Genomic DNA, 23,450 nt, shown 5'->3' on the forward strand with positions numbered 1-23,450 from the left:
GGAGCAGATGCCGCGCACAGACGACGACCAGACACCAGACGCCCGCGACACGGCGCCCGGTGCTCCGGCCGCGCTGCGGACGCATCCGATCGCCGTCGTGCCCGCGCTGCTCGTCTGCGGGGCCGCGGTGCTGCTGTTCGGGTTCATGGTGCCGATCGCGGGCTACGCGATGCTCGCCGCGGGCCTCCTCGCCGCGTGGCTCTGCGACCGTTCGGGCCGCACCGAGCGACTGCTCGCCGACCTCGCGCTCATCGCCGTCGGCCAGATCATCATCTCGACGGTGTCGCTGAAGGCCGATCTCAGCAACGAGGGCATGGTGCGATTCGCCGTCGTGCTCGGGCTCGCCGTGCTCGTGCCGTACCTCATCTCGAGGTACGTCTACCGCGAGCACGTCATCCGATTCCCGTGGCGCACCGGCAGGCGCTGGAATCGCACGCAGTGGCTCTACCTGATCTTCGTGACGCTCGCCGGATGGCTCATCCTGCCGTTCTACTTCATCACCTCGGGTGTCTACGAGAACTGGCCGACGGTGACCGAGCCCGACACGATCGCGCGCCTCTTCGTCGGCGTCGCCGCCGTCGGCACGTGGGACGAGTTGTTCTTCGTCTGCACCGTCTTCGTGCTGCTGCGCCGGCACTTCCCGTCGTGGCAGGCGAACCTGCTTCAGGCGATCGTGTTCGTGTCGTTCCTGTGGGAGCTCGGCTACCAGTCGTGGGGGCCGCTGCTCACGATCCCGTTCGCGTTGATCCAGGGCTACACGTTCAAGCTCACGAAGTCGCTCACCTACGTGTTCGTCGTGCACATGCTCTTCGACGCAGTGGTGTTCGCCGTCATCGTCTATGCGCACACGGGGTGGCCGGCGATCTTCCTGCTGGCGCCGTAGCGGTCACGGTCGCGCCGGTCAGCCGATCGGCTCGACGGATGCCCCGTGCGCGCCGAGCCACTCGAGCAGCACCGCAGCGTGGTTGACCTGTTCGTCGCGGGCGCCGAAGAGCAGCGTGACCCGATCGTGTTCGGTGCCGAGCGCGAGGAGCGCCCGCGCTGCCTCGCTCGCGTCGAGCTCGTCGCGGTACCGCGACGCGAACTCCTCGAAGCGCTCGCGGTCGTGGTGCCACTCGGTGCGGAGTTCGGGGGAGGGCGCGACGTCCTTGTCCCACAGCTCGAGCTCGGCGCGCTCCTTCGAGACGCCGCGCGGCCAGAGCCGGTCGACGAGCACGCGGTAGCCGTCGGATGCCTCGGCCGGCTCGTAGACCCGCTTGATGACGAACCCCATGCGGCCAGTCTGCCCCGGGGCATCCGCCGCGCCAAGCACGCCGAGTCGGCGGCCGTCGAAGTGGTCTACTCACTCCCGGCTCGTCGGGCCGCCGCGCAACCCGACGACGATGAGCGCGATGCCGACGAGTGCGATGATCGGCCCGACGACCGCCCACACCGCGGAGCCCGTCATGGCGCTGCCGCCGATGAGTCCGAACCCCTGGAACATGAAGACCAGGCCCATGACGGCGAGCAGGGCGCCGATCGTGACGAACACGGGCTTTCGCATGCGGGCAGCATCCCGCACCTCGGGTCGTGCCGCAAGCGAGGTCTCCCGCTAGCCTCGGAGCACGCGGAACCCGAGGAGAGGTGGCGACTCCGTGATGCGTGCGATCGTGCTCGACCGATACGGCCCGCCCGAGCGGGTCCTGCGCCTCGCCGAGCTGCCCGAACCGGTGCCCGCTCACGGGGAGGTCGCCGTGCGCATCGCTGCGGTGTCGCTCAACTCGTGGGACGTCGACCTCGCGATCGGCGCGATGCTGACGCGTCTCGCGGCGCCGTTCAGTCCGAAGCATCGGGTGATCGGTTCGGATGTCTCGGGCGTGGTCGTCGCCGTGGGGCCCGGCGTCACCCGCCACCGTGTGGGCGATCCCGTCTTCGGCGAACTCTCGGCGTCGGGCTGGGGCGGTTTCGCCGAGATCGTCGTCGCGGCCGAGGGTGCGCTCGTGGCCAGGCCGCGGGGACTCGACGACATCACGGCCGCCGCGCTGCCGCAGGCCGCGAGCATGGCCTGGCAGGCGCTAAGCGGTGCAGAGGCCATCGCCCCCACCGAGGCCATCGCCCCCACCGAGGCCATCGCCTCAGGAGGCCCGCTGCACGCGCGACGCGTGCTCGTCGTCGGTGCCGGCGGGGGAGTCGGCACGTTCGCGATCCAGCTCGCGATCCTCGGCGGGGCGCACGTGACGGCGGTCGAACGGGCGGCATGGAAGCTCGACGCGCTCGCCGAGCTCGGTGCGGGCGCCGTCGGCACGAGCATCGACGACACGGCGACCTCGTCCGGGCGCTTCGACCTCATCCTCGACGTCGTCGGCGCACTGCCGCCGGCCCGAGCTCGAGCGCTGCTCGCGCCGGGCGGGCGCGCCGTCACGATCGGCGGCAGCCCGCGTCGCATCGCCCAGGTGCTCGGCGCGAGCGCGAGACCCGGTGGCACCGCGGCGCGGGTCGGGCTGCTCGTCGCCGTGCCCAACCGCGACCTGCCCGAACTCGCCGCGCTCGCCGTGGCGGGCGAGCTGCGGGCACTCGTCGACGGCCCGCACCCGCTCGAACAGGTTCCGCGTCAGCTCGCGCGGCTCCGCGCCGGCGACGTGCTCGGCAAGGCCGTCATCGAGATCGGCTGACCCCAGCGGGCGCTCGCCGGGTCGGGCGGCCGCAGGCGGCGTCCGCGCGGCATCCGCTCTGGTAGAGTATTGAGGTTGCCGTCATGACGGCCGCGCACAAAGAGAGCCCAGGCATTCGGCCACGGGCAGCGCGCAACAAGGAGAAAGGGGATCCCATCTATGGCACTTGAAGCCGATGTCAAGAAGGCGATCATCGAAGAGTACGCGACGCACCCCGGTGACACTGGATCCCCCGAGGTTCAGATCGCGCTCCTCACGAAGCGAATCAAAGACCTCACCGAGCACCTGAAGGAGCACAAGCACGACCACCACTCGCGTCGTGGCCTGCTCCTCCTCGTCGGTCAGCGTCGTCGTCTGCTCGGCTACCTCGCCGACGTCGACATCAACCGCTACCGCAAGCTCATCGAGCGTCTCGGTCTGCGCCGCTAAGCGTCGTTCCGACGCGGCTCTCGTTGAACCCGCGAACTTCTTGCGAAAGCCCCCGCCTCGGCGGGGGCTTTCGTCATTCCCGCGGTGCTACTCGGCGCGAGCCCGGTGCGCCCGCGCAGCCATGCGGTTGCCGCACCGCGTGCTGCAGAATCGGCGGGAGGCGTTCCTCGACACGTCGACGAAGACGCCTTCGCAGTCGTCGGCTTCGCAGGCGCGCAGACGGTCCATGCCGTCGGCGCGGATGACGTCGACGAACGCCATCGCCGCCTCGACGAGGATGCGCTCGGCGAGTGGAGCCTGCAGCGAGGTGGCGTGCACGTGCCAATCGATGTCGTCATGGCGCACGAGCCTCGGCACGGCCCTCGCCTCGGCGAGGATCGCGTTCACCTCGGTCACCGCGTCGTCACGGTCGAGGCGCCAGAGCGCGCGCAGGCGGTCGCGCGCGGCGGCCACGGCTGCGACCTCAGCGGCGTCGCCGTCGCGTCGCCCGGAGTATCGCCAGGCGTCGAGGATCGCGGTGAGCTGCTGCGCTGTCGCGAGCTCGTCGGCGCCCGATTCGGATGCCTCGGGCACGGTGTCGCCGAGCGCTGCGACGAAGCCGAGTGCGGCGATGGTGTCATCGGTGAAAATCATTTGACTCCTGACGGCTGGTGCCGGTACAGTCACGAGCATAACGTCGTTCGGTCATGACATGGGCCTGACGCCCGAAGTGGACGAGGAGACGCGGATGCGCGGTTCGAAGGGTGCCCTCGGCATCGCGCTCGGCCTCGGCGCCGGGCTCGCCTTCGGCGCGGGCGGTGCGGTGGTGAAGCCGCTCCTCGAGGCGGGGTGGTCGCCGGGCGCCGCCGTCTTCGCGCGCATCGGCATCGCGGCACTCGTGCTCGCCGTTCCCGGGCTCATCGCGCTGCGATTCGACCTCCGGCCGTTGTGGCGGGCCCGCTGGACGGTGCTCGCCTATTCGCTCATCGCGGTCGTCGGCACGCAGCTCGCCTTCTACGCCTCGATCGCGCTCATCCCCGTGAGCACGACCCTGCTCATCGAGTACCTCGCGCCGGTCGCCCTCGTGCTCTTCGCATGGGCGCGTCAGCGCCGGGCACCCCAGCTGGTCGTGGTCGCGGGCTCCGTGCTCGCGATCGGGGGCCTCGTGCTCGTGATCGGACCGGGCGGCGGCGGCCTCGACGTCGTCGGACTGCTGCTCGCCGGCATCGCGATGCTCGGCGTCTGCGTCTACTACGTCCTTGGTGAGCGGGCGGATGCCTCGGTGCCGCCGATCGCCCTTGCGGCGAGCGGCTTCGTGGTGGGCGCCATCGTGCTCGGCGCCACCGGTGCGATCGGCCTCGTGCCGTTCACGGCGGCCTTCGTCGAGGTGCCCTATCTCGGCACCGTCGCGCCGTGGTGGGTGCCCGTGCTCACGGTCGGCGTCGTCTCGACGGCGTTCGCATACGTCGCGGGCATCACCGCCATCCGCCTGCTCGGCACGCGGCTCTCGTCGTTCCTCGGGCTCTCCGAGGTGATCTTCGCCGCGATCGTCGCGTGGTTCGTGCTCGGCGAGGCGATCGCACCGCTGCAGGCGCTGGGCGGGCTGCTCATCCTCGGCGGCATCGTGCTCGTGCGCTTCGAGCGCCCGAGCGGTGCCGCCGCCATCGCGCTCGACATCGATCTCGTGCCCGTGCCGGCCGACGCCCCGCGCACGGAGACGCGGCGTGCTGAGCGACGTTCGCCGTCATAGTCGGCCGTGCAGGGCGTAGCGTCGAGGCATGACCCGCGCCGATTGGACCCGACTCGCCGACACCACCCAGGCGGTGCACGCCGGCAATGCCGTCGATGGCGGTTCGGGGGCGATCCGCACTCCGATCGTGATGGCGAACTCCTACGCGCTGCCCGACGATCCGTCGACGATGAGCTGGTCGGGCACCGAGGCGCCGCTGTACACGCGCAACTCGGGTGCGAACCAGATCGGCCTGCAGAAGAAGCTCGCGATCCTCGAGCACGGGGAGGACGCCGTCGTGCTCGCTTCGGGCGTCGCAGCGCTGCACGCCGTCTTCTTCACATTCCTGAAGTCGGGCGACCACGTGATCGTGTCGGATGTCTCGTACGAGGCGACGTACCGGCTGTTCACGGAGCTCCTGCCCGACAAGTACGGCATCCACGCCGACTTCGTCGACACGAGCGACCTCGCGGCCGTGCGCGCGGCGCTGCGGCCGAACACCCGACTCGTGCACATCGAGGCGATCGCGAATCCGACGACGAAGGTGACGGATGTCGCCGGCGTCGCGGCGATCGCCCACGGGGCAGGCGCCCTGCTCAGCGTCGACTCGACGTTCACGCCGCCGCCGTTCTTCCGCCCGCTCGATCACGGCGCCGACCTCTCGGTGCACTCGCTCACGAAGTACATCAACGGGCACGGTGACGCCATGGGCGGCGCCGTGATCGGCCGCCGCGAACTCGTGGCCGAGCTGAAGTCCGACGCCATGGTCGACGTCGGCGGGGTGATCAGCCCGTTCAACGCGTGGCTCATCATGCGCGGATCCGTGACGCTGCCGCTGCGACTGCGGCAGACCTTCGCGACTGCGCTGCGCGTCGCCGAGGCGCTCGAGTCCGACCCGCGCATCGCGTTCACGGCGTACCCGGGGCTCACGAGCCATCCGCAGCACGAGGTGGCGACCGAGCAGTTCGGCGGTGCATACGGCGGGGTGATGTCGTTCGCGGTCGATGGCGGCCCCGAAGTGCAGAACGCCTTCGTCGCGGCCCTGCGCATCGTGACCTCCGCGGTGTCGCTCGGGCACGACGAGTCCCTCATCGTGCACGTCGGCACCACCGGGCCGCGCGTCGCGTTCTACCCCGATGGATTCAAGCGCTACGGACACCTGCGCTTCTCGATCGGGCTCGAAGACGCCGACGACCTCATCGCCGACCTGCGTCAGGCCCTCGACGTCGCCGTCGGGCCCATCGAAGCCTGAGCGGCGCTGCCTAGACTCGGGTTCATGCGTTTCGGAATCGTCATCCTCCCGCAGCACGACTGGCCCGCCGCCGCCCGGTACTGGCGCGGCGCCGAAGAGCTCGGCTTCGATCATGCCTGGACCTACGACCACCTCTCGTGGCGAGGTCTCGCGGGCGAGCGGTGGCACGCGACGGTGCCCACGCTCACCGCGGCCGCGATGGTCACCGAGCGCATCGGGCTCGGCACCTTCGTGGCGAGCCCGAACTACCGGCATCCGGTGCCCTTCGCGAAGGATGTCGCGACCCTCGACCAGATCTCGGGCGGCAGGCTGCTGCTCGGCCTCGGTTCCGGAGGAACCGGGTTCGACGCGTACGTGCTCGGCCAGCCCGAGTACACGCCCCGGCAGCGCTTCGAGCGGTTCGTCGAGTTCAGCGAGGCCCTCGACGTGCTGCTGCGGTTCGAACGACCGGGGTCGGGCGGCATCTCGTTCGAGGGGCAGTGGTTCACGGCGTCGGGGGCGCGCATGGTCGGCGAGCCGGCGCAGCGCCCGCGCATGCCGCTGCACCTCGCCGCCGACGGCCCGAAGGGAGTCGCTTTCGCGGCGCGCCTCGGCGACGGCTGGGTGACCACGGGCGGCGCCGACGACGGCACGGATGCCTGGTGGCGCCGCGTGGCGGAGCTGAGCGCGCGGCTCGACGAGGCCTGCGCGGCCGGCGACCGGGATCCGTCGAGCCTCGATCGCACGCTGTTGCTCGATTCCGAGGCGCGGTACAGCCTCGCGAGTGCCGCGGCCTTCGAAGACGCCGTCGGGCGGGCGGCCGAGGCCGGCTTCACCGACGTCATCTCGCACTGGCCGCGGGAGCACGGCCTCTACGCCGGCGACGAGTCGGTGCTCGACGAGGCCGCGCGGCTCATGAGCACCTGGCGGTGAAGCGGGCGGCGGCCGCCTCGAGCGGCCGTTGGTGCCGAGGCATCCGGTGCCCGAGGTAGCCTGACTCTCATGCCTGCGCCCCGTTCGAAGCCGTTGCTCGCCTGGGAGCCGCTCCCGTACCTCGTCGTGTTCGTGCTGCTGATCCTGACGGGCATCGTGCGACCGGATGCCGCGCCGTGGCTGCTCTGGCCCTTCCTCCTGCTGCTCGTCGCGGCCGTCGTCTGGCTCGTCGTCGGACTCGTGCGCGGGGCGCGAACGGCGAACCCCGATCTGTGGGGCGACCTCGCGAGCCTCGACGGCCTCGACATCGTCGAGGTGCCGCGGGTCGAACGCGAGGTGCGGGCGGTTGCGCCGGTGGCCGACACGCATCGCCACCAGCCGGCGATCGAGCTGGCACGCCTGTACGGCGGGCCCGAGCAGCAGGCCGTGCTCGTGCCGCGGGCGAGTCGCTGGCTCTCACGTCGGTACCGCATCGGGGTGCAGCTCGTCGGCGGCGATCGCCCTCGTCATGCCGGCTTCCTCGGCGAAGCGGTCGACGACCGCTGGCGCGAGTTGCTCGACGAGCTGCTCGAGCGGGGCCGATTCGTGCGGGTGCCGGCGCTCATCACCGGTGACTCGCGCCCCTACGGGGTAGAGCTCGATCTCAGCGGCCTCGACCGCATGGGCGGCGCCGCCGACGGGTGAGGTACCTACCCGCCAGCACTGCGCGGGCGTTCGGCCGGCTCAGGCCGACGCTTCCTCGGCTTCCTGCTTGTCGAGGTCGGCGCGAACCTGTTCCATGTCGAGCTCCCGCACTTGCGAGATGAGTTCGTCGAGCATCGGCCGGGGCAGGGCGCCGGCCTGCGCGAAGACGCCGATGCCGTCTTTGAAGGCCATGATGGTCGGAATCGACGTGATGTTCATGGCCGCGGCCAGCTGCTGCTGGTCTTCGGTGTCGACCTTCGCGAAGGTGAGGTCGGGGTTCGCCTCGGCGGCGGCCTCGTAGTTCGGCGCGAACTGCAGGCACGGCCCGCACCACCCGGCCCAGAAGTCGACGAAGACGGTGCCGCCCTCGAGGATGGTCTTCTCGAAGGTGTCCAGGGTGAGCGCCACGGTAGCCATGCATCCAGACTAGGCGGGCTCGCTGTGGCCGCGCCCGGTGTTCGCTCAGCGCGAGCGATGCGGAATCACGACGGTGGGAAATCGTCGGCGGTGTTCCGTGCATGGGGCCGGTCGTCGCCGGTATCGTGAGGGCGTGGTCGCATTCGGAGGCGCACGCGGGTCATTCCGTCGGCGCGGCCCGGCGACCGAGGGGGCATCGGGGCCGGAGGCCGCCGTCGATTCCGCGCGCCTCGCCGACGAGGCCATTCCCGACATCGACTGGCGGATCTTCCCGGAAGACGCCGAGCACTCGATGTTCGAGGCGCCGAGCGGTGCGCTCGCCCGAGTCGCCGTGGGCCCATCGCACGGGCCGCGCGTCGTGCTCGTGCCCGGGGCCACGGGTTCGAAAGAGGACTTCGTGCTGATGATGCCGCTCTTCGCAGGGGCCGGCTATCGGGCGGAGTCCTTCGACCTCGCCGGGCAGTACGAGTCGTGGCGCGCCGGGCCGTCGAACCTCGACCCGCCGCGAAGCCGCTACGACGAGCGGCTCTTCCTCGACGACCTGCTCGCCGTGCTCGACGACGGGTCGGCTCCGGCGCACGTGCTCGGCTACAGCTTCGCCGGCACGCTCGCCGAGCTCGCGTTGCTCGAGCGGCCGGAGCTGTTCGCGAGTCTCACCCTCTTGAGCGCCCCGCCCGAGCCCGGGCAGGCGTTTCGCGGGGTCAAGCGCATCGGGCCGATCAGCGCCTTCACGTCGCCGCGTCAGGGTGCATCGCTCATGCTCTGGGGCATCCGGAACAACCTCAATCGGGTTCCGCCGCGTCGGCTCCGGTTCGTGCGCGACCGATTCGCCCTGACCCGCCGCGAGAGCGTCGACGACATCATCGCGCTCATGATGCGCACCCCCGATCTGCGCGCCGGGCTCACCGCCGCCCATGTTCCGAAGCTCGTCGCAGTCGGGGAGCACGACCTGTGGCCGCGAGAGCTGCACGAGCGGTTCGCGCGCGAGATCGGTGCGCGCCTGGCGGTGTATCCGACGGGACACAGCCCGTGCGAGACCGCGCCCCACCAACTCGTGCGCGACATGCTCGAGCTGTTCGCCGAGACCGACGCCACGCCGTAGCCCGCCATGGCCCGAGCGTCGCGCGGCCCGCGCGGCCGCGCGGTCAGGCCGGGACCGGCTCCTCGCCGTCGGCCTCGGGATTCGTCGGTGCAACGGGCGCCCCCTCCCAGACCCACGCGGCGGCGCTGCGGCGCTCGCTGCGCCGGGTCAGCGGCGGCCATTCGCGCGACTCCACCGACATCGTGTGGAAGGCCATCCGCACCCGCCGGGCGAGGCCGCTGAAACTGTCGAACGGCCGCGCGGAGACGCCGACGAGGAGGTGACGGTCGCGCACGACCGTCATCCCGGGCTGCATCCACCAGGCGAGGTCGAGGTCGTCATGCAGGTCGGCGCGATCGCGGTGCACGATATCGCGCAGCCGGCTCCAGGCGTCGGCCCGGATCGCGTAGTTCGATCCGAAGATCGGCGGGTGGCCGAGCAGGGCCCCGATGACCGTGAAGTAGCCGCCGATGTAGATGTTGCGGGCGATCCAGCGCACGAGCGCGTTCCTGCCGTAGAAGGTGCCGCCGTTGGTGACGACCGTCGGCCGGTCGGCCCGGTTCATGCGTCGCTCGACCTCGGCGAGCCAGTCGGGCGCGGGCACCGAGTCGGCATCGAGACGGGCGAGCAGCTCGCCGGATGCCGCGTCGAAGCCCGCCGCGGTCGCGGGCCAGATGCCGCGCCGCGGTTCGTGCACGACCCAGGCGCCCGCCGCTCGGCCGACGTCGGCCGTGGCATCCGTTGAACCGTTGTCGACGACGATGATCTCGTCGGCGCGCCGGGTCTGCTTCGCGAGCGCGTCGAGGCAAGCGGTGAGGAACTCCGCGTCGTTCAAGCTCGGAACGATGACCGAAATCGTGCGCATCACGGCGAGTCTAGCCATCGGGCCGCGTTGTGACGCAGGTTCCCCGCGTCATGTCGGCCGATTCGAATCAAGGGCTGTCGCGCATGGGAGACAAACTCATATGCTAACCCCCGACCGGGGGTCGACGGAGACGAACCGGTGACGGAAGGCGAGACGATGTACCCATCTGCAACACTTTCCAGGCGCGTCAAGACGGCGGTGATCGCGACCGCGGCGGTCGCCGGACTTGCGCTCGTGCCGACCACCGCCGCGATGGCAGCGCCATCGGGCAACGGCTGCGACAACCGCAACAACAACACCTACGAGAAGCTGCTCGAGTGCGTCCGCGTCGATGGCGTGCTCGAACACGCGCAGGCCCTTCAGGCCATCGCCGACGCCAACGACGACAACCGCTCGGCGGGAACCTCGGGCTACACCGAGAGCGTCGAGTACGTCGTCGAGACGCTGCAGGCGGCCGGATGGAGCGTCGAACTCGACGAGTTCGACTTCACCTACGTGCCGCCGCCCGAGCTCGAGCAACTGACCCCGGCACCGGCCGCGAGCTACGAGACCGGCGTGTTCACCGGCACCGGGTACGGCGAGGTCACCGGCACGGTCATCCCCGTCGACATCGTGACCGCCCTGCCGCGCGACCCGGTCACGAGCGGCTGCGAGGCGTCGGACTTCACCGGGCTCGACTTCACCGGCAGTGCCGACATCGCGCTCATCCAGCGCGGTACCTGCGAGTTCGGAGTGAAGGCGGTCAACGCCCAGAACGCGGGCGCCGAGGCCGTGATCATCTTCAACCAGGGCAACACGCCGCTGCGCGAGGGTCTCGTCACCGGCACCCTGTTCGGCGTCAACACCGAGCCGCTCGACATTCCCGTGGTCGGCGCGAGCTTCGCCGACGGCGTCGCGATGACGGCGGCCGGCTCGACGGCGAGGATCCTCGTCGATGCGCCCGAGCAGCGCCCGCAGGTCAACGTGATCGCCGAACTGCCGGGCAAGAACGACGCGAACGTCGTGATGGCCGGTGCGCACCTGGATTCCGTGCAGGCGGGCCCGGGCATCAACGACAACGGCAGCGGCTCGGCCGCACTGCTCGAGATCGCCCAGCAGATCTCGAAGGTGAAGCCCGAGAACACCTTGCGGTTCGCCTGGTGGGGCGCTGAGGAGAGCGGCCTGCTCGGTTCGCGCGCCTATGTCGCCGACCAGGTCGCCGCCGGTTCGATCGACGAGATCGCGCTGTACCTGAACTTCGACATGGTGGCCTCGCCCAACTACATCTTCATGGTGTACGACGGCGATGAGTCGGGCTTCCCGGCCCCGGTGGTCGTGCCCGAGGGCTCGGTGCAGATCGAGGACCTCTTCGAGAGCTACTTCACGAAGATGGGAATCCCGTACGACGACGCGGAGTTCAGCGGCCGGAGCGACTATCAGGCGTTCATCCAGAACGGCATCCCGGCGGGCGGCCTCTTCACGGGTGCCGAGGTCGTGAAGACCGAGGAGCAGGCGGCCATCTGGGGCGGTGTCGCCGGTGAGCAGTACGACCAGTGCTACCACCTCGCGTGCGACACGATCGACAACCTCGCCCTCGATGCGCTCGACGTGAATACGGATGCGATCGCGACGGCGGTGCTGACCTACGCGTACTCCACCGAGACGGTGAACGGCGTCGTCGGCAAGAAGGTTCCCGGCGGGTTCACCCTGCCGGCGCCGGCCGGACCCGAGGGCACCGTCGGCAGCGACGGCGGTCACGAGCACCAACCGACCGACTGACCCGGAGGCAGTGCGAGGCGGGGGTGCCGGTCGGCGCCCCCGCCTTTCGTTCGTTCGCCTTCCGCGCTGTCGGAGCCCCCCTCGCGCCCGACGAGACGCGGGCGTGCGCGGCGGGCGCCGATCGGGAATAGTGGGCGGGGGGCATCCGTTGCGCCAGATGTATGCATAAGCATGCAACTCGGAATCCTCAGAGGACGAGCCCAGGAGGGCACCATGCAGTTCGGAATCTTCACCGTCAGCGACATCACGCAAGACCCGACGACGGGACGCACGCCGAGCGAGCACGAGCGCATCACCGATGTGCTGACCATCGCCCAGCACGCCGAAGAGGTCGGCCTCGACGTCTTCGCGCTCGGCGAGCACCACAACCCGCCCTTCTTCTCCTCCTCGCCGACCACGACGCTCGCCTACCTCGCCGCGAAGACCTCGACGATCCAGCTCACGACCTCGACGACCCTCATCACGACGAACGACCCGGTCAAGATCGCCGAGGACTTCGCGATGCTCCAGCACGTGGCGGGCGGCCGCGTCGACCTCATGCTCGGGCGCGGCAACACCGGGCCGGTCTACCCCTGGTTCGGCAAGGACATCCGGCAGGGCATCAACCTCGCCCTCGAGAACTACAACCTGCTCCACCGCCTGTGGCGAGAGGACTTCGTCGACTGGGAGGGCCAGTTCCGCACGCCCCTGCAGGGCTTCCAGTCGACCCCGCGCCCGCTCGACGACGTGCCGCCGTTCGTCTGGCACGGCTCGATCCGCAGCCCCGAGATCGCCGAGCAGGCCGCGTACTACGGCGACGGCTTCTTCGCGAACCACATCTTCTGGCCCGCGTCGCACACGCAGCGCATGGTGGCGCTCTACCGCCAGCGCTTCGAGCACTACGAGCACGGCACCGCCGAGCAGGCGATCGTCGGACTCGGCGGCCAGGTGTTCATGCGCAAGAACTCGCAAGACGCGGTGCGCGAGTTCCGCCCGTACTTCGACAACGCGCCGGTCTACGGGCACGGCCCGAGCCTCGAGGAGTTCACCTCCCAGACCCCGCTCACGGTCGGCAGCCCGCAGGAGGTCATCGACAAGACGCTCGGCTTCCGCGACTACGTCGGCGACTACCAGCGCCAGCTGTTCCTCATGGACCACGCGGGCCTGCCGCTGAAGACGGTGCTCGAACAGCTCGACCTGCTCGGCTCCGAGGTCGTGCCGGTGCTGCGCCGCGAGTTCGCGAAGAACCGCCCCGAGACGGTTCCGGATGCCCCGACGCACGAGTCGCTCGTCGCCGCACGCAACGCGGCGAAGGCCGCAGGCGGGGCGAACGACGCCACGAAGGGCGCGGCGTTCGGCGCCGCGGCCGTGAAGGGAGCCTGACGATGACCACCCGCACCCTCGCCGTCGTCTCGGCCGGCCTCAGCCAGCCCTCCTCGACGCGGATGCTCGCCGACAAGCTCAGCGACGCCACCGTCGCCAAGCTCGCCGAGCAGGGCATCGACACGACCGTCGAGACCTTCGAGCTCCGGGATGTCGCGACCGACATCATGAACCACATGCTGACGGGCTTTCCGAGCCCGAAGCTCGAAGCGGTGATCGAAGCCGTGACCGGTGCCGACGGCCTGATCGCCGTCACGCCGATCTTCACGACGAGCTACTCCGGGCTCTTCAAGTCGTTCTTCGACGTGATCGACAGCGGCGCGCTCGCCGAGCTGCCCGTCGTGATCGGCGCCACCGCCGGCACCCCGAGGCACTCGCTCGCGCTCGACTACGCGCTGCGCCCGATGTTCACCTACCTGCACGCGATCGTCGCCCCGACCGGCGTGTTCGCCGCGACCGGCGACTGGGGCGAGTCGGCCGACAGCGTGAAGACGCTGCCGGCGCGCATCGATCGGGCCGCCGGTGAACTCGCGGCGCTCGTCGCGGCGAGCGATCGCTCGGCGTCGGTTCGAGATCCGTTCGCGCTCGAACGCCCGTTCGGCCACCTCATCGGCGGTCTCACGGGGGAGTGACACCGCGGCCGAAACGGCCCAGGCCCGAGATGCTCGGGTCCTGGGCCGTTTCGGCGGTCGCTCAGGGCAGCTTCGACGGGGACGCGCCCGACGGGGACGCGCCCGACGGGGCGTCGCCCGATGACGCATGCTGCTGCGCCGTGTGCTTCGCCTCGTTCTTCACGTCGGCCGCGGCCGACTCGCCTTCCTCGCGGACGATGTCGACGGCTTCCGCAGCCCGGTCCTTGACGGCATCGGCCGCCTCTTTCGCGGGTTCGCGGAGGTGGTCGGCGGTCTCGGCGGCGATGTCCTTGACCTGGCCGACCAGGGGAGCCGCGGCATCCTTCGCATGCTCGGCCGCGTCGCGCTCGACCTTCGACGCCGGCACCAGCGATGCCGCGAGCCAGCCGACGCCGAAGGCGATGAGGCCGACGGCGATCGGGTTGCCCCGTGTCGTCGAGGCGAGCTTGTGCGGAGAATCGGCCACCGCGTCGCCGGCGCCGCCGATCATGTCCTGCGCCGAGTCGGTGGCGCTGGATGCCGCGCCCATGACCCGATCCTTCAGCGACGTCACCGCGTTGCGCATCCGCCGCGTCTGCCGTTCGGCCATCTTCGAGGGCGACACCTTGTCGGCCAGGGCGTCGACGTCTTGGCCGAACTCTGCTCGGGTCCGTTCGATGTCATCACGGATCTCATCGGGATTGCTCATCGGTTCTCCTCATTCCTCTTCAGCGCATCTGGGATCTCCTTGACGGTGTCGACCGTCTGCGGGAGTCCCGAGATCTGCTCGATCTGCTTCTTTCCGGTCAACGCGAGCACGAGCGCGACGATGCCCCACAGCACCGCCACGATGACGGCCGACCAGGCGTTCCCCATCAGGTAGCCGAGCGCCCACCAGAGCGCCACGGAGAGGAACGCGAGCGCGAGGATCCCCGCGACGCTCGCACCGCCGAGCAGCCCCGCACCGCGACCGGCCCGCTTGGTGGTCTCCCGGATCTCGGCCTTCGCCAGCTCGACCTCCTGACGCATGAGCGTCGAGACGTCGCGGGAGACCTCCGCGAGGAGGTCGCCCAGCGACGTCGTCTCCGCCTGGCGCTCGGAAGGCGTCTGCGTTCCGTTGGGAAGATACGGCTCGGTCATCATGCACCACCGACCGTCGGAGCCGATCCGGCGGCGCCGACGGTCGTGGCCCGCGGCGGGGACATCTCGGGCGTGGGTGGCACCGGCCGTGCCGAGAAGCCGGCATCGTCCGACAGTCTGCCGGTCCGGGCGTTCGCGCCGGTCCCGCCGGCCACGCTCGACCTGCCGGAGGTGCTCGCGCCCGTTCCGGATGAATCGCCCGATGCCGTGATGGCGCGGGTCAGTCGCCCGGCGACCACGCCGACGCCGACGGCGATGGCGATGAACACGCCGGGGCGCCGTCGCGCGAAGCCCTTGACCTCCTCGACCAGCGACTGCGGGTCGCGATCCTGAAGCCAGCGGGCGGCGTCGCCGACGCGCTCACCGGCCCCGCGCACGAGTTGGCTCGCGTAGCCGGACTGCGTGGAGCCGCTCGCCATGTCGGTGAACTCCGAGCCGACGGACTGCAGGCCCTCGGCGACCTTGGACTGCTGTGCGGCGGCCTGGCCCCTGAGCTCGTCGCCGACCTTTCCGAGGAACTGGCGTGCTTGCTGCTTGGTCTCCGAGGCGACGGATCGCGTCTCGTCCTTGGCGACGTCGACCACTTGGCGGCCTGCCTGACCGGCATCCGAAGCGAGGGTCGAGACATCCTCTCGGACGTCTCCAGATCGCTTCGGCGTCGTGCCGTCGGCGAGCCCGCCCGCTTGGCCGGCACTGGTATTCGACAGAGATTGTTCGCTCATCGTTGGCACTCCTCCTTCATCTGCGACCGTCGGTGCCCGTCGTGATCCTGTCGTCAGGGGGCTGTCGCCGGTCGGTTCGCACCCACGCTAGGCACCGGTTCGAACCGAATGAAGACCCTTGCCAGATTGGCCTGCTGCGCGTATAACCACGCGCGCCCACGGCAGCGCCATGACCACCCACTCGGCGCGGCAGCGCTGCTGCGGCGCGGCAGCACTCACTCGGCGCGGCAGAACCGCCTCGACGTCTCGCCGATCAGCTCGAGCGATCGGCCCCGGCGTCGGGAAGACCCTCGATCGCGCCGCGGCGCGCGTCGAGCAGCGCGACGGCGCGATCGACCGTGACCCCGAGCGCGATGGCGATCGGGATGGACACCGCGATCGCGAGGAGCGGCGAGTCGCGGAGCACGTTGCCGACGATCGCGCCGATCGCGACGTTGTAGCAGGCCCAGGCGACACCCGCTGCGGCCGAGAGCGGCAGGTACCGTCGGAGCGGCACGCGTCCGGCGCCGGCGGCGAGGTTCACCGCGATGCGGGCGAACGGCACGTACCGCGCCGTGAAGAGGAGTACGGCGGTGCGCCGGTGCACGGCGATGCGCATCTTCGCGATCGTCGCGCCGATGCGTCCGGTGCGCTGCCAGCGCCAGCGGTCGAGTCCGACCCGGCGCCCGATCAGGTAGCAGAGCGCGTCGCCGACCACGGCCCCCGCAGCGGCGACCGGCAGGATCACACCGAGCGACGGCGATCCGGTCGTCGCCGACAATGCGCCGAGCGCGACCACTGCCGTCTCGCTGGGCAGCACGACGAAGAACGCATCACCGACGACGAGCGCGAACAGCAGCGGCACGAGCCAGTGCGACTCCGCGAGGTCGCGGATCCATGCGTCATCCACTCGCCCGTTCTAGTCGCGCGAGGTGAACAGCGGATGTCTCGGTGCCGTCGTCAGTCGTCGAGCACGAAGGTCACTTCGAGGGTGACCGACCACCCGGTGATCCTGCCGTCGGTGGCCTCGACCTTCTGCTCCTTGACCCAGGCGCCGCTCACATTGCGGAGTGTTTCCGACGCTCTCGCGACGCCTGCTGCGACGGCATCGTCGAAGCTGGTGTCGGAACGGACGGTGATGGTGGTGACACGTGCAACGGAAGCCATGGCATTCCTCCTCGAATGATGGTGCATGCGTACCCTCCATCATCCGCTTCGCCCAGTGCGAGCGCGAGGCCTTGACGGATGCTGCCGCGACGTGCGGTCGCCGCACCGGGGAACGGGAGCCGACGAGTCGGTGAATCCTCGGCGTTCGAGGGCGTTTTCGTCGAACTGCGGGGTGCGCGGGCCTCACGCTGGAGGCGTGAAGGTCGTCCTCCTCGCAGAATCGTTCCTCCCCCACATGAACGGCGTGACGCATTCGCTCCTCCAGGCGCTGCGACACCTCGAGCGTCGGGGGCACGACGCCCTCGTCATCGCTCCGCGTTCCGGCCCGATCGACCACTCGCTGTACGGTGCCCGTGCCGTGCTGCTGCCGTCGATGCCGCTGCCGAGCTACCCCGACGTGCGCGTCACCCTCGCGAGCGCGCAACGCCTCGCCTCGGTGATGCGGGAACACGACGCCGATGTGGTGCACCTCGCCTCGCCGTTCGTGCTGGGCTGGCGCGGCGTCCTCGCGGCCGAGTCCCTCGGAATTCCCACCGTCGCGGTCTACCAGACCGACATTCCGTCGTATGCCGAGCGGTACGGGGTGCCCGGCGCCGCGCCCGCGCTCACGCGGCACCTCGGGCGACTGCACCGGCGCGCGACGTTGACGCTCGCGCCGTCGACGTCGGCGGTCGAGCGATTGGAATCGGTCGGCGTCGAGCGGATCCGACTCTGGCGCCGCGGCGTCGACACGGAGCGGTTCTCGCCGGCCCGGCGCGACGAGGCATGGCGGCGCGAGATCGCTCCCGGCGGCGAGATCCTCGTCGGGTACGTCGGTCGTCTCGCGCCCGAGAAGCAGGTCGAAGACCTTCGGGCGATCGCCGAGTTGCCCGGGGTGAAGCTCGTCGTGATCGGCGAGGGCCCGGCGCGACCCGCGCTCGAGCGCATGCTGCCGACGGCCGCGTTCATGGGCTTCCTCGGCGGCGACGAGCTCGCGCGTGCGATGGCGAGCCTCGACGTGTTCGTGCATCCCGGTGAGAGCGAGACGTTCTGCCAGACCGTGCAGGAGGCGCTCGCCAGCGGCGTGCCGGTGGTGGCGACGGGTCGCGGCGGCCCGCTCGACCTCGTGCAGAACAGTGCGACCGGCTGGCTCTATCGCCCGGGCGACCTCGACGACCTCCGCGACCGCGTGCGCGACCTGACGGGCGACGACGCGAAGCGCCGCGCCTTCGGCGAGCAGGCTCGCGCCTCCGTCGCCGGTCGCGGTTGGGACCGGCTCGGCGACGAGCTCATCGGGCACTACGAGGAGGCGATGGGGCGGCGTCCGGCTCCGGTGGCGGAGGTCGCCGCACCTACGCCGGTCGCGGCGCCTGCGCCGTCGCCGTCGGCGGCATCCGCACCGCCGTCGCCCGCAGCCCCGCGCTGGACCCGCTACGTCGCGGTCGGCGACTCCTTGACCGAGGGCCTCTGCGACGAGTCCCGCATGCCCGCCGGCCAGTACCGTGGCTGGGCGGACCGGCTCGCGATGCTCCTCGCCGTCACGCGCACGACGGCCGAACCGGTGGCCTATGCGAATCTCGCCGTGCGCAGCCGTCGCGTGCGCGACGCGGTCGAGGTGCAGCTTCCGCGGGCCGCTGCCCTCGACGCCGACCTCGTCTCAGTGCTGATCGGGGCCAACGACCTCGTCGGGCGTCGCGCCGACCCCCACGCACTCGCGACCGAGCTCGGCGATGCCGTGACCCGGCTCCGCATGACCGGTTGCGATGTGCTGCTCGTCACGGCGTTCATGCCGCGCCGCCCCGCCGCGCGCCTGTTCGCGCGTCGCTTCCGGATCTTCAACGCGCGGCTCCGTCAGCTCGCCGAGGCCACCGGTTCGATGCTCCTCGACGTCGACGCGCGCCCCGAACTCGCCGACGACGACCGCTGGGCCGAGGACCGCGTGCACCTGAACGCATCGGGACACCGGGGCATCGCGTATGCGGCCGCCCGTGTGCTCGGTGTGCCCGATGCGCGCGAACTCGGCGCGCTGGAACTCGCCGTGCACGATCCGGCCGAAGATCGCGGTCGCACGGTCGTGGGCGATGTCGAGTGGATTCGTCGGCACGCGGTGCCGTGGATGCGCCGGCGCCTCCAAGGGCGCACGGCCGGCGACGGCCTCGGGCCGAAACGTGCCGAGCTGCTGCCCGTCATCGTTCCGGCGTCGAACCCGGGCCCGGCCGCCCTCCCACCGACGAACGCGGCGCCGGCCGCCAGGCCGGCACCCGTCGAGTGAGCGGGCTCAGCCGCTCTTGCGACGGAACTCGCGCTTGTGCTCGGCGGGGCCCTGGGTGTGCTGTGCCGCGCCGCCGCCGTCGAGGTGGGCCTCTCCCTCGCGCTTCTTGGCGGCGTTGTTCTTGCGATCGAGCGCTTCGCGGAACTTGCGCTTCGTCTCGTCGGACGGGCCCGGTGTGCTCTGCTCGTCGGAACTCATGCGTTCGAGTCTGGCATGGATGCCGCACGCCCGCGCACGCCGCGGCCCCCTGCGGCCGACGCGCCCAAGCGGCATCCGCTGTTCACGGGCGGAAAAGCGCTGCTCTGCTAGCATGGGAGCGGTTGCCCGATGGGTTGCCGGCGTCTGGAGTGCCGAGAAGCGGGAATCCGTTCCGGCAGGCGCACAACTGAATATCGAGCACTGTGCTCATGTGGGGCTCTGTGCTCACGCGAGCACCTGGAGCAGGCCGGCAGGAAGCTGGTCCCCTGTGGTGGATTACCAAGCCGTGGCGGTTTGGTGGACTTCTACTGGTGGCCAGCGTGAACGCATCGACCGATGCGATTCGTATTGCCTGTTCCTGCTCCTCTGTATGAGTCGCGCCCACACGGGGTGCGACGGTAAACAAAGGAGACGACCTCTTGGAAGGTCCTGAAATCACGTTCGCCGAAACCGTCATCGACAATGGCAAGTTCGGCACTCGCACGATCCGCTTCGAGACCGGACGTCTCGCGCAGCAGGCGCAGGGCTCCGCCGTCGCCTACATCGACGAAGAGACCATGCTGCTCTCGGCGACCTCGGTCTCCAAGCAGCCGAAGGAGCACTTCGACTTCTTCCCGCTCACGATCGACGTCGAAGAGCGCATGTACGCCGCGGGCCGCATCCCGGGCTCGTTCTTCCGTCGCGAGGGCCGCCCCTCGACCGAGGCGATCCTCACCTGCCGTCTGATCGACCGGCCCCTGCGCCCCTCGTTCGTCGAGGGCCTCCGCAACGAGGTGCAGGTCGTCGTCACCGTGCTCGCCATCGAGCCCGACGAGTACTACGACGTGCTCGCGATCAACGCCGCGTCGCTCTCGACCCAGCTCTCGGGCCTGCCGTTCTCCGGCCCCGTCGGCGGCGTGCGCGTCGCCCTCATCGACGGTCAGTGGGTCGCCTTCCCGAAGTACTCGCAGATCGAAGACGCCGTGTTCAGCATGGTCGTCGCCGGTCGCGTCGTCACCGAGGCCGACGGCTCGCAAGACGTCGCGATCATGATGATCGAGGCCGAGGCCACCGACAACGCGTGGAACCTCATCAAGGCCGGCGGGGTCAAGCCCGACGAGACCGTCATCGCACAGGGCATCGAGGCTTCGAAGCCCTTCATCAAGCAGCTCGTCGAGGCGCAGCAGCAGGTCGCGAAGACCGCGGCGAAGCCGACCGCCGACTACCCGACGTTCCCGCCCTACCAGGCTGAGACGAAGAGCGTCGTCGAGGCGCTCGCGCTCGAAGAGCTCAAGGGCATCTACCAGATCGCCGGCAAGGTCGAGCGCCAAGACGCCGACGACGCGCTCAAGGCTCGCGTCAAAGAGCACGTCGCAGCCAAGGTCGCCGCGGGCGAACTGCCCGAGTCCGCCAACGCCGAGGTCTCCGCGGCGTACAAGTCGGTCACGAAGCACGTCGTGCGTTCGCGCGTGCTCGAAGACGGCGTTCGCATCGACGGTCGCGGCCTCGCCGACATCCGCCCGCTCGACGCCGAGGTGCAGGTCGTGCCCCGCGTGCACGGTTCGGCCATCTTCCAGCGCGGTGAGACCCAGATCCTCGGCGTCACGACGCTGAACATGCTGAAGCTCGAGCAGTCGATCGACTCGCTGAGCCCGGTCACCAAGAAGCGCTACATGCACAACTACAACTTCCCGCCCTACTCGACCGGTGAGACCGGTCGCGTCGGGTCGCCGAAGCGTCGCGAGATCGGGCACGGCGCACTCGCCGAGCGCGCGCTCGTGCCCGTGCTGCCCACGCGCGAGGAGTTCCCCTACGCGATCCGCCAGGTGTCCGAGGCGCTCGGCTCCAACGGTTCGACCTCGATGGGTTCGGTCTGCGCGTCGACGCTCTCGCTGCTGAACGCGGGCGTGCCGCTGCGCGCACCCGTCGCGGGCATCGCGATGGGCCTCATCTCCGACACCGTGAACGGCGAGACCCGCTACGCGGCGCTCACCGACATCCTCGGTGCCGAAGACGCGCTCGGTGACATGGACTTCAAGGTCGCCGGCACCTCGGAGTTCGTCACCGCGATCCAGCTCGACACGAAGCTCGACGGCATCCCCGCCTCGGTGCTCGCCGGCGCGCTGACGCAGGCGAAAGACGCTCGCACGACGATCCTCGCCGTGCTGAACGCCGCGATCGACGGCCCCGACGAGATGGCCCCGACCGCGCCCCGCGTGATCTCGGTGCAGATCCCCGTCGACAAGATCGGCGAGCTGATCGGCCCGAAGGGCAAGACGATCAACGCCATCCAGGATGAGACCGGCGCCGACATCTCCATCGAGGAGGACGGCACCGTCTACATCGGCGCGACCGACGGCCCGTCGGCCGAGGCCGCCCGCGCCCAGGTCAACGCGATCGCGAACCCCACCAACCCCGAGGTCGGCGAGCAGTTCCTCGGCACGGTCGTGAAGATCGCCGCCTTCGGCGCGTTCGTCTCGCTGCTCCCGGGCAAAGACGGCCTGCTGCACATCTCCGAGGTGCGCAAGCTCGCCGGCGGCAAGCGTGTCGAGAACGTCGACGACGTGCTCGGCGTCGGCCAGAAGGTTCTCGTCGAGATCACGAAGATCGACGACCGCGGCAAGCTCTCGCTCGCCCCGGTGCTGGCCGAAGACGCCGACACCGAGGGCCGCGAGACCGCGGGCACGCACTCCGAAGAGCCCGCCGAGGGCGTCGACGCGTAGTCGCATGGTCTGAACCGCGGATGCCCCGCCCGATTCGTTCGGGCGGGGCATCCGTCGTTCTCGTGGACGTCTCGGCCGGCGGCGGTGCTCCTCGGCCGTTGGCGCCGAGCCGTCAGCGCAGCGGCAGGAGGTCCGTTCGGCGCATGGTCGCCTCGTAGTCGGCGACCGCCTGCTGCGCCTCGCGCCGCACTGCGGCGGTGCGGAGGATCTCATCGCGCGTCGGGCGGGCCGCTGCGCGTCGTGATCCCCAGCGCTCGAGCGCGAGGCCGGCACGGACGGCGAGGCCGGCCACGCCGGTGGGGAACGCGGGGCGGGAGGTCGAGCCGCCCAGGGTCGCGGTGTTCATGGTGATGCCTCCTCGGATGATGGGGGAGTGATGTCGCCTCGCACGAGCGGGAACGCGTTGATGTGCAGCTGCACCGGCCGAGAGCCCGGTGTCGGGGTGCGCTTGTAGGCATCGATGTACTTCTTCAGCACGACGTCGATGTCGGCGACGAGCGCGTGCAGCTGCGCGGGCGTCAGGCGCAGGTTGATCGTGTCGGAGGTGGCGACATCGAGCCACTCGCTGCCGAAGACGTGTTCGCCCTCGGTGACGTACTCGCGGAAGTTCTGCTCTCGACTCCGGAACCACTCGTCCTCCACGAGTCGCACCGCGAGGCGGTCGGCGCTGCCCGGCGGCAGGTCGCGGGCATCGGGGATGCTGATGGAGCCCGGCCGGCGTTCCCACCAGCGCTCGCGACCCTTGCCGCGAGACTCGTCTTCGCGCACCAGGCCGGCGCGCGCGAGCTGCCTGAGGTGGTAGCTCGTTGCGCCGCTCGACTCGCCGAGCCGGGCGGCGAGGGCGCTCGCGGTGAGCGGACCGTATGCCGAGAGCTCGTCGTAGATCCGAACGCGGAGCGGGTGGGCGAGGCTCTTCAGGCTCGAGCTCGTGAGCGTGTGGTCGATGCCGGGGTGCCGCGTGCTGCTCGGCTGCGACTCGAGGTCGTCGGGGGTCGTCTCGTCCATGTTGCAAAGAATGCTCTGCAAAGAAATGTTTGCAAGCGTTTCTTTGCAACTGTGTTCTGCAACTCCGATGTCAGCGCTCGAGCAATGGTCCGAGTCGATAGGGGATGAGTTCGCCCATCGCGAGGGAGGTCTCGGTGCGCTCGACCCCGTCGATCTCGAGGATCTCGCCGTCGATGCGGAAGAGATCGTGCGCGTCGCGGCACACGACTCGCACGAGCAGGTCGATCGAGCCAGAGAGGCCGTGCCCCTGGATCACCTCGGGGATGCGCCCGATCTCGTCGACGACCTGGCTGAGCAGCTTCTGCTGCACGTGCACGGCGATGAACGCCTCGAGGGGGTAGCCGAGGGGCGCAGGGTCGATGCTCCGCTCGAAGGAGAGGAAGGCGCCGGATGCCTCGAGGCGTGCCATGCGAGCCTGCACCGTGTTTCGCGAGAGTCCGAGGCGATCGGCCAGCGCCACCACCGTCGCGCGCGGGTCGGGGGCGAGGGCGGCGAGGAGTGCCTTGTCGACGGCGTCGTAACCGGTCATAACGCCAGACGATAGCACTGGTGCGGC

27 protein-coding genes are annotated in these 23,450 nt (G+C 70.2%); 13 read left to right on the plus strand and 14 right to left on the minus strand.

Annotated elements, in window-relative coordinates; translation table 11 throughout:
• Positions 1-7 precede the first annotated feature (7 nt).
• Positions 8-883, plus strand: coding sequence for a CPBP family intramembrane glutamic endopeptidase (locus DCE93_RS05365; protein WP_168186168.1), 876 nt, complete (start codon positions 8-10; stop codon positions 881-883).
• A gap of 18 nt (positions 884-901) precedes the next feature.
• On the opposite strand, the gene DCE93_RS05370 is transcribed toward DCE93_RS05365, so the two are convergent.
• Positions 902-1,273 carry a DUF488 domain-containing protein gene (locus tag DCE93_RS05370; RefSeq protein ID WP_108594973.1) on the minus strand — a complete coding sequence of 124 codons (372 nt, stop codon included), beginning with the start codon at positions 1,271-1,273 and terminating at the stop codon, positions 902-904.
• Between the two features lie 69 nt (positions 1,274-1,342).
• Entirely contained in the window at positions 1,343-1,543 is a 201-nt protein-coding gene (locus tag DCE93_RS05375) for a hypothetical protein (RefSeq protein ID WP_108594974.1), read from the minus strand.
• A gap of 94 nt (positions 1,544-1,637) precedes the next feature.
• Here DCE93_RS05375 and DCE93_RS05380 point away from each other — a divergent pair, with 94 nt between their 5' ends.
• Complete coding sequence (locus tag DCE93_RS05380; protein ID WP_108594975.1) at positions 1,638-2,651, plus strand: NAD(P)-dependent alcohol dehydrogenase; 1,014 nt, start codon at positions 1,638-1,640, stop codon at positions 2,649-2,651.
• A 159-nt stretch (positions 2,652-2,810) separates the two neighbouring features.
• Positions 2,811-3,080: a 30S ribosomal protein S15 gene (gene rpsO, locus DCE93_RS05385; RefSeq protein WP_056658110.1), complete on the plus strand. Its 270-nt coding sequence runs from the start codon at positions 2,811-2,813 to the stop codon at positions 3,078-3,080.
• 87 nt (positions 3,081-3,167) lie between these two features.
• On the opposite strand, the gene DCE93_RS05390 is transcribed toward rpsO, so the two are convergent.
• The gene (locus DCE93_RS05390) at positions 3,168-3,713 is read right to left on the minus strand and encodes a CGNR zinc finger domain-containing protein (protein ID WP_108594976.1); all 546 of its coding nucleotides are present in this window, start codon (positions 3,711-3,713) and stop codon (positions 3,168-3,170) included.
• Positions 3,714-3,807: 94 nt separating this feature from the next.
• Between DCE93_RS05390 and DCE93_RS05395 the strand changes: the two genes are divergently transcribed.
• The 4 genes from DCE93_RS05395 (at position 3,808) to DCE93_RS05410 (ending at position 7,636) form a co-directional block, all read left to right on the plus strand.
• Positions 3,808-4,809 (plus strand): EamA family transporter, encoded by a 1,002-nt coding sequence (locus tag DCE93_RS05395; RefSeq protein WP_108596610.1) that lies wholly within the window; start codon positions 3,808-3,810, stop codon positions 4,807-4,809.
• 28 nt (positions 4,810-4,837) lie between these two features.
• Positions 4,838-6,040: a trans-sulfuration enzyme family protein gene (locus tag DCE93_RS05400; RefSeq protein WP_108594977.1), complete on the plus strand. Its 1,203-nt coding sequence runs from the start codon at positions 4,838-4,840 to the stop codon at positions 6,038-6,040.
• Between the two features lie 24 nt (positions 6,041-6,064).
• Positions 6,065-6,952: an LLM class flavin-dependent oxidoreductase gene (locus DCE93_RS05405; protein WP_108594978.1), complete on the plus strand. Its 888-nt coding sequence runs from the start codon at positions 6,065-6,067 to the stop codon at positions 6,950-6,952.
• Between the two features lie 69 nt (positions 6,953-7,021).
• The gene (locus DCE93_RS05410) at positions 7,022-7,636 is read left to right on the plus strand and encodes a hypothetical protein (protein ID WP_146184942.1); all 615 of its coding nucleotides are present in this window, start codon (positions 7,022-7,024) and stop codon (positions 7,634-7,636) included.
• Positions 7,637-7,675: 39 nt separating this feature from the next.
• Here DCE93_RS05410 and DCE93_RS05415 read toward each other — a convergent pair whose 3' ends face one another.
• A complete protein-coding gene (locus tag DCE93_RS05415; protein ID WP_108594980.1) occupies positions 7,676-8,053 on the minus strand; it encodes a thioredoxin family protein in 378 nt (125 codons plus the stop codon).
• Between the two features lie 133 nt (positions 8,054-8,186).
• Here DCE93_RS05415 and DCE93_RS05420 point away from each other — a divergent pair, with 133 nt between their 5' ends.
• Positions 8,187-9,155 carry an alpha/beta fold hydrolase gene (locus DCE93_RS05420; RefSeq protein WP_420836966.1) on the plus strand — a complete coding sequence of 323 codons (969 nt, stop codon included), beginning with the start codon at positions 8,187-8,189 and terminating at the stop codon, positions 9,153-9,155.
• 43 nt (positions 9,156-9,198) lie between these two features.
• Here the strand turns inward: DCE93_RS05420 and DCE93_RS05425 are convergent, their stop codons facing one another.
• A complete protein-coding gene (locus DCE93_RS05425; RefSeq protein ID WP_168186169.1) occupies positions 9,199-9,999 on the minus strand; it encodes a glycosyltransferase family 2 protein in 801 nt (266 codons plus the stop codon).
• Between the two features lie 156 nt (positions 10,000-10,155).
• Here DCE93_RS05425 and DCE93_RS05430 point away from each other — a divergent pair, with 156 nt between their 5' ends.
• From DCE93_RS05430 to DCE93_RS05440, 3 genes are all read left to right on the plus strand, one after another.
• The gene (locus DCE93_RS05430; protein ID WP_108596612.1) at positions 10,156-11,757 is read left to right on the plus strand and encodes a M28 family metallopeptidase; all 1,602 of its coding nucleotides are present in this window, start codon (positions 10,156-10,158) and stop codon (positions 11,755-11,757) included.
• 213 nt (positions 11,758-11,970) lie between these two features.
• Positions 11,971-13,119: an LLM class flavin-dependent oxidoreductase gene (locus DCE93_RS05435; protein ID WP_108594982.1), complete on the plus strand. Its 1,149-nt coding sequence runs from the start codon at positions 11,971-11,973 to the stop codon at positions 13,117-13,119.
• A 2-nt stretch (positions 13,120-13,121) separates the two neighbouring features.
• Positions 13,122-13,751, plus strand: a complete 630-nt coding sequence (locus DCE93_RS05440) for an FMN reductase (RefSeq protein WP_108594983.1) — start codon at positions 13,122-13,124, stop codon at positions 13,749-13,751.
• A gap of 61 nt (positions 13,752-13,812) precedes the next feature.
• On the opposite strand, the gene DCE93_RS05445 is transcribed toward DCE93_RS05440, so the two are convergent.
• The 5 genes from DCE93_RS05445 to DCE93_RS05465 all read right to left on the minus strand — a co-directional run bounded on the left by DCE93_RS05445 (position 13,813) and on the right by DCE93_RS05465 (position 16,738).
• Complete coding sequence (locus tag DCE93_RS05445) at positions 13,813-14,439, minus strand: DUF3618 domain-containing protein (protein ID WP_108594984.1); 627 nt, start codon at positions 14,437-14,439, stop codon at positions 13,813-13,815.
• On the minus strand, positions 14,436-14,870 hold the full coding sequence (locus DCE93_RS05450; RefSeq protein ID WP_205647512.1) for a phage holin family protein: 435 nt from the start codon (positions 14,868-14,870) through the stop codon (positions 14,436-14,438). The genes DCE93_RS05445 and DCE93_RS05450 overlap by 4 nt, the downstream gene beginning before the upstream one ends.
• Positions 14,870-15,592 (minus strand): hypothetical protein, encoded by a 723-nt coding sequence (locus tag DCE93_RS05455; protein WP_133411889.1) that lies wholly within the window; start codon positions 15,590-15,592, stop codon positions 14,870-14,872. The genes DCE93_RS05450 and DCE93_RS05455 overlap by 1 nt, the downstream gene beginning before the upstream one ends.
• A gap of 253 nt (positions 15,593-15,845) precedes the next feature.
• Positions 15,846-16,481 (minus strand): DedA family protein, encoded by a 636-nt coding sequence (locus tag DCE93_RS05460; protein ID WP_108594987.1) that lies wholly within the window; start codon positions 16,479-16,481, stop codon positions 15,846-15,848.
• A gap of 50 nt (positions 16,482-16,531) precedes the next feature.
• The gene (locus DCE93_RS05465; RefSeq protein ID WP_108594988.1) at positions 16,532-16,738 is read right to left on the minus strand and encodes a dodecin family protein; all 207 of its coding nucleotides are present in this window, start codon (positions 16,736-16,738) and stop codon (positions 16,532-16,534) included.
• A gap of 196 nt (positions 16,739-16,934) precedes the next feature.
• Here DCE93_RS05465 and DCE93_RS05470 point away from each other — a divergent pair, with 196 nt between their 5' ends.
• Positions 16,935-18,989: a glycosyltransferase gene (locus DCE93_RS05470; protein ID WP_108594989.1), complete on the plus strand. Its 2,055-nt coding sequence runs from the start codon at positions 16,935-16,937 to the stop codon at positions 18,987-18,989.
• Positions 18,990-18,995: 6 nt separating this feature from the next.
• Here DCE93_RS05470 and DCE93_RS05475 read toward each other — a convergent pair whose 3' ends face one another.
• On the minus strand, positions 18,996-19,187 hold the full coding sequence (locus DCE93_RS05475) for a DUF5302 domain-containing protein (RefSeq protein WP_108594990.1): 192 nt from the start codon (positions 19,185-19,187) through the stop codon (positions 18,996-18,998).
• 419 nt (positions 19,188-19,606) lie between these two features.
• Between DCE93_RS05475 and DCE93_RS05480 the strand changes: the two genes are divergently transcribed.
• Positions 19,607-21,889, plus strand: a complete 2,283-nt coding sequence (locus tag DCE93_RS05480; protein WP_108594991.1) for a polyribonucleotide nucleotidyltransferase — start codon at positions 19,607-19,609, stop codon at positions 21,887-21,889.
• 112 nt (positions 21,890-22,001) lie between these two features.
• On the opposite strand, the gene DCE93_RS05485 is transcribed toward DCE93_RS05480, so the two are convergent.
• From DCE93_RS05485 to DCE93_RS05495, 3 genes are all read right to left on the minus strand, one after another.
• On the minus strand, positions 22,002-22,235 hold the full coding sequence (locus DCE93_RS05485; RefSeq protein WP_108594992.1) for a hypothetical protein: 234 nt from the start codon (positions 22,233-22,235) through the stop codon (positions 22,002-22,004).
• The gene (locus tag DCE93_RS05490) at positions 22,232-22,894 is read right to left on the minus strand and encodes an ArsR/SmtB family transcription factor (protein WP_108594993.1); all 663 of its coding nucleotides are present in this window, start codon (positions 22,892-22,894) and stop codon (positions 22,232-22,234) included. The genes DCE93_RS05485 and DCE93_RS05490 overlap by 4 nt, the downstream gene beginning before the upstream one ends.
• A gap of 70 nt (positions 22,895-22,964) precedes the next feature.
• Positions 22,965-23,423: an Lrp/AsnC family transcriptional regulator gene (locus tag DCE93_RS05495; RefSeq protein ID WP_108594994.1), complete on the minus strand. Its 459-nt coding sequence runs from the start codon at positions 23,421-23,423 to the stop codon at positions 22,965-22,967.
• Positions 23,424-23,450: the final 27 nt, after the last annotated feature.

It is taken from the genome of Agromyces badenianii, assembly GCF_003070885.1.
In the GTDB taxonomy this organism is placed as follows: domain Bacteria; phylum Actinomycetota; class Actinomycetes; order Actinomycetales; family Microbacteriaceae; genus Agromyces; species Agromyces badenianii.

Coding starts and splice junctions, on each gene's coding strand:
- DCE93_RS05365 (WP_168186168.1), top strand. CDS start 8: ATGCCGCGCACAGACGACGACCAGACACCAGACGCCCGCGACACGGCG.
- DCE93_RS05370 (WP_108594973.1), bottom strand. CDS start 1,273: ATGGGGTTCGTCATCAAGCGGGTCTACGAGCCGGCCGAGGCATCCGAC.
- DCE93_RS05375 (WP_108594974.1), bottom strand. CDS start 1,543: ATGCGAAAGCCCGTGTTCGTCACGATCGGCGCCCTGCTCGCCGTCATG.
- DCE93_RS05380 (WP_108594975.1), top strand. CDS start 1,638: ATGCGTGCGATCGTGCTCGACCGATACGGCCCGCCCGAGCGGGTCCTG.
- rpsO (WP_056658110.1), top strand. CDS start 2,811: ATGGCACTTGAAGCCGATGTCAAGAAGGCGATCATCGAAGAGTACGCG.
- DCE93_RS05390 (WP_108594976.1), bottom strand. CDS start 3,713: ATGATTTTCACCGATGACACCATCGCCGCACTCGGCTTCGTCGCAGCG.
- DCE93_RS05395 (WP_108596610.1), top strand. CDS start 3,808: ATGCGCGGTTCGAAGGGTGCCCTCGGCATCGCGCTCGGCCTCGGCGCC.
- DCE93_RS05400 (WP_108594977.1), top strand. CDS start 4,838: ATGACCCGCGCCGATTGGACCCGACTCGCCGACACCACCCAGGCGGTG.
- DCE93_RS05405 (WP_108594978.1), top strand. CDS start 6,065: ATGCGTTTCGGAATCGTCATCCTCCCGCAGCACGACTGGCCCGCCGCC.
- DCE93_RS05410 (WP_146184942.1), top strand. CDS start 7,022: ATGCCTGCGCCCCGTTCGAAGCCGTTGCTCGCCTGGGAGCCGCTCCCG.
- DCE93_RS05415 (WP_108594980.1), bottom strand. CDS start 8,053: ATGGCTACCGTGGCGCTCACCCTGGACACCTTCGAGAAGACCATCCTC.
- DCE93_RS05425 (WP_168186169.1), bottom strand. CDS start 9,999: ATGCGCACGATTTCGGTCATCGTTCCGAGCTTGAACGACGCGGAGTTC.
- DCE93_RS05430 (WP_108596612.1), top strand. CDS start 10,156: ATGTACCCATCTGCAACACTTTCCAGGCGCGTCAAGACGGCGGTGATC.
- DCE93_RS05435 (WP_108594982.1), top strand. CDS start 11,971: ATGCAGTTCGGAATCTTCACCGTCAGCGACATCACGCAAGACCCGACG.
- DCE93_RS05440 (WP_108594983.1), top strand. CDS start 13,122: ATGACCACCCGCACCCTCGCCGTCGTCTCGGCCGGCCTCAGCCAGCCC.
- DCE93_RS05445 (WP_108594984.1), bottom strand. CDS start 14,439: ATGAGCAATCCCGATGAGATCCGTGATGACATCGAACGGACCCGAGCA.
- DCE93_RS05450 (WP_205647512.1), bottom strand. CDS start 14,870: ATGACCGAGCCGTATCTTCCCAACGGAACGCAGACGCCTTCCGAGCGC.
- DCE93_RS05455 (WP_133411889.1), bottom strand. CDS start 15,592: ATGAGCGAACAATCTCTGTCGAATACCAGTGCCGGCCAAGCGGGCGGG.
- DCE93_RS05465 (WP_108594988.1), bottom strand. CDS start 16,738: ATGGCTTCCGTTGCACGTGTCACCACCATCACCGTCCGTTCCGACACC.
- DCE93_RS05475 (WP_108594990.1), bottom strand. CDS start 19,187: ATGAGTTCCGACGAGCAGAGCACACCGGGCCCGTCCGACGAGACGAAG.
- DCE93_RS05485 (WP_108594992.1), bottom strand. CDS start 22,235: ATGAACACCGCGACCCTGGGCGGCTCGACCTCCCGCCCCGCGTTCCCC.
- DCE93_RS05490 (WP_108594993.1), bottom strand. CDS start 22,894: ATGGACGAGACGACCCCCGACGACCTCGAGTCGCAGCCGAGCAGCACG.
- DCE93_RS05495 (WP_108594994.1), bottom strand. CDS start 23,423: ATGACCGGTTACGACGCCGTCGACAAGGCACTCCTCGCCGCCCTCGCC.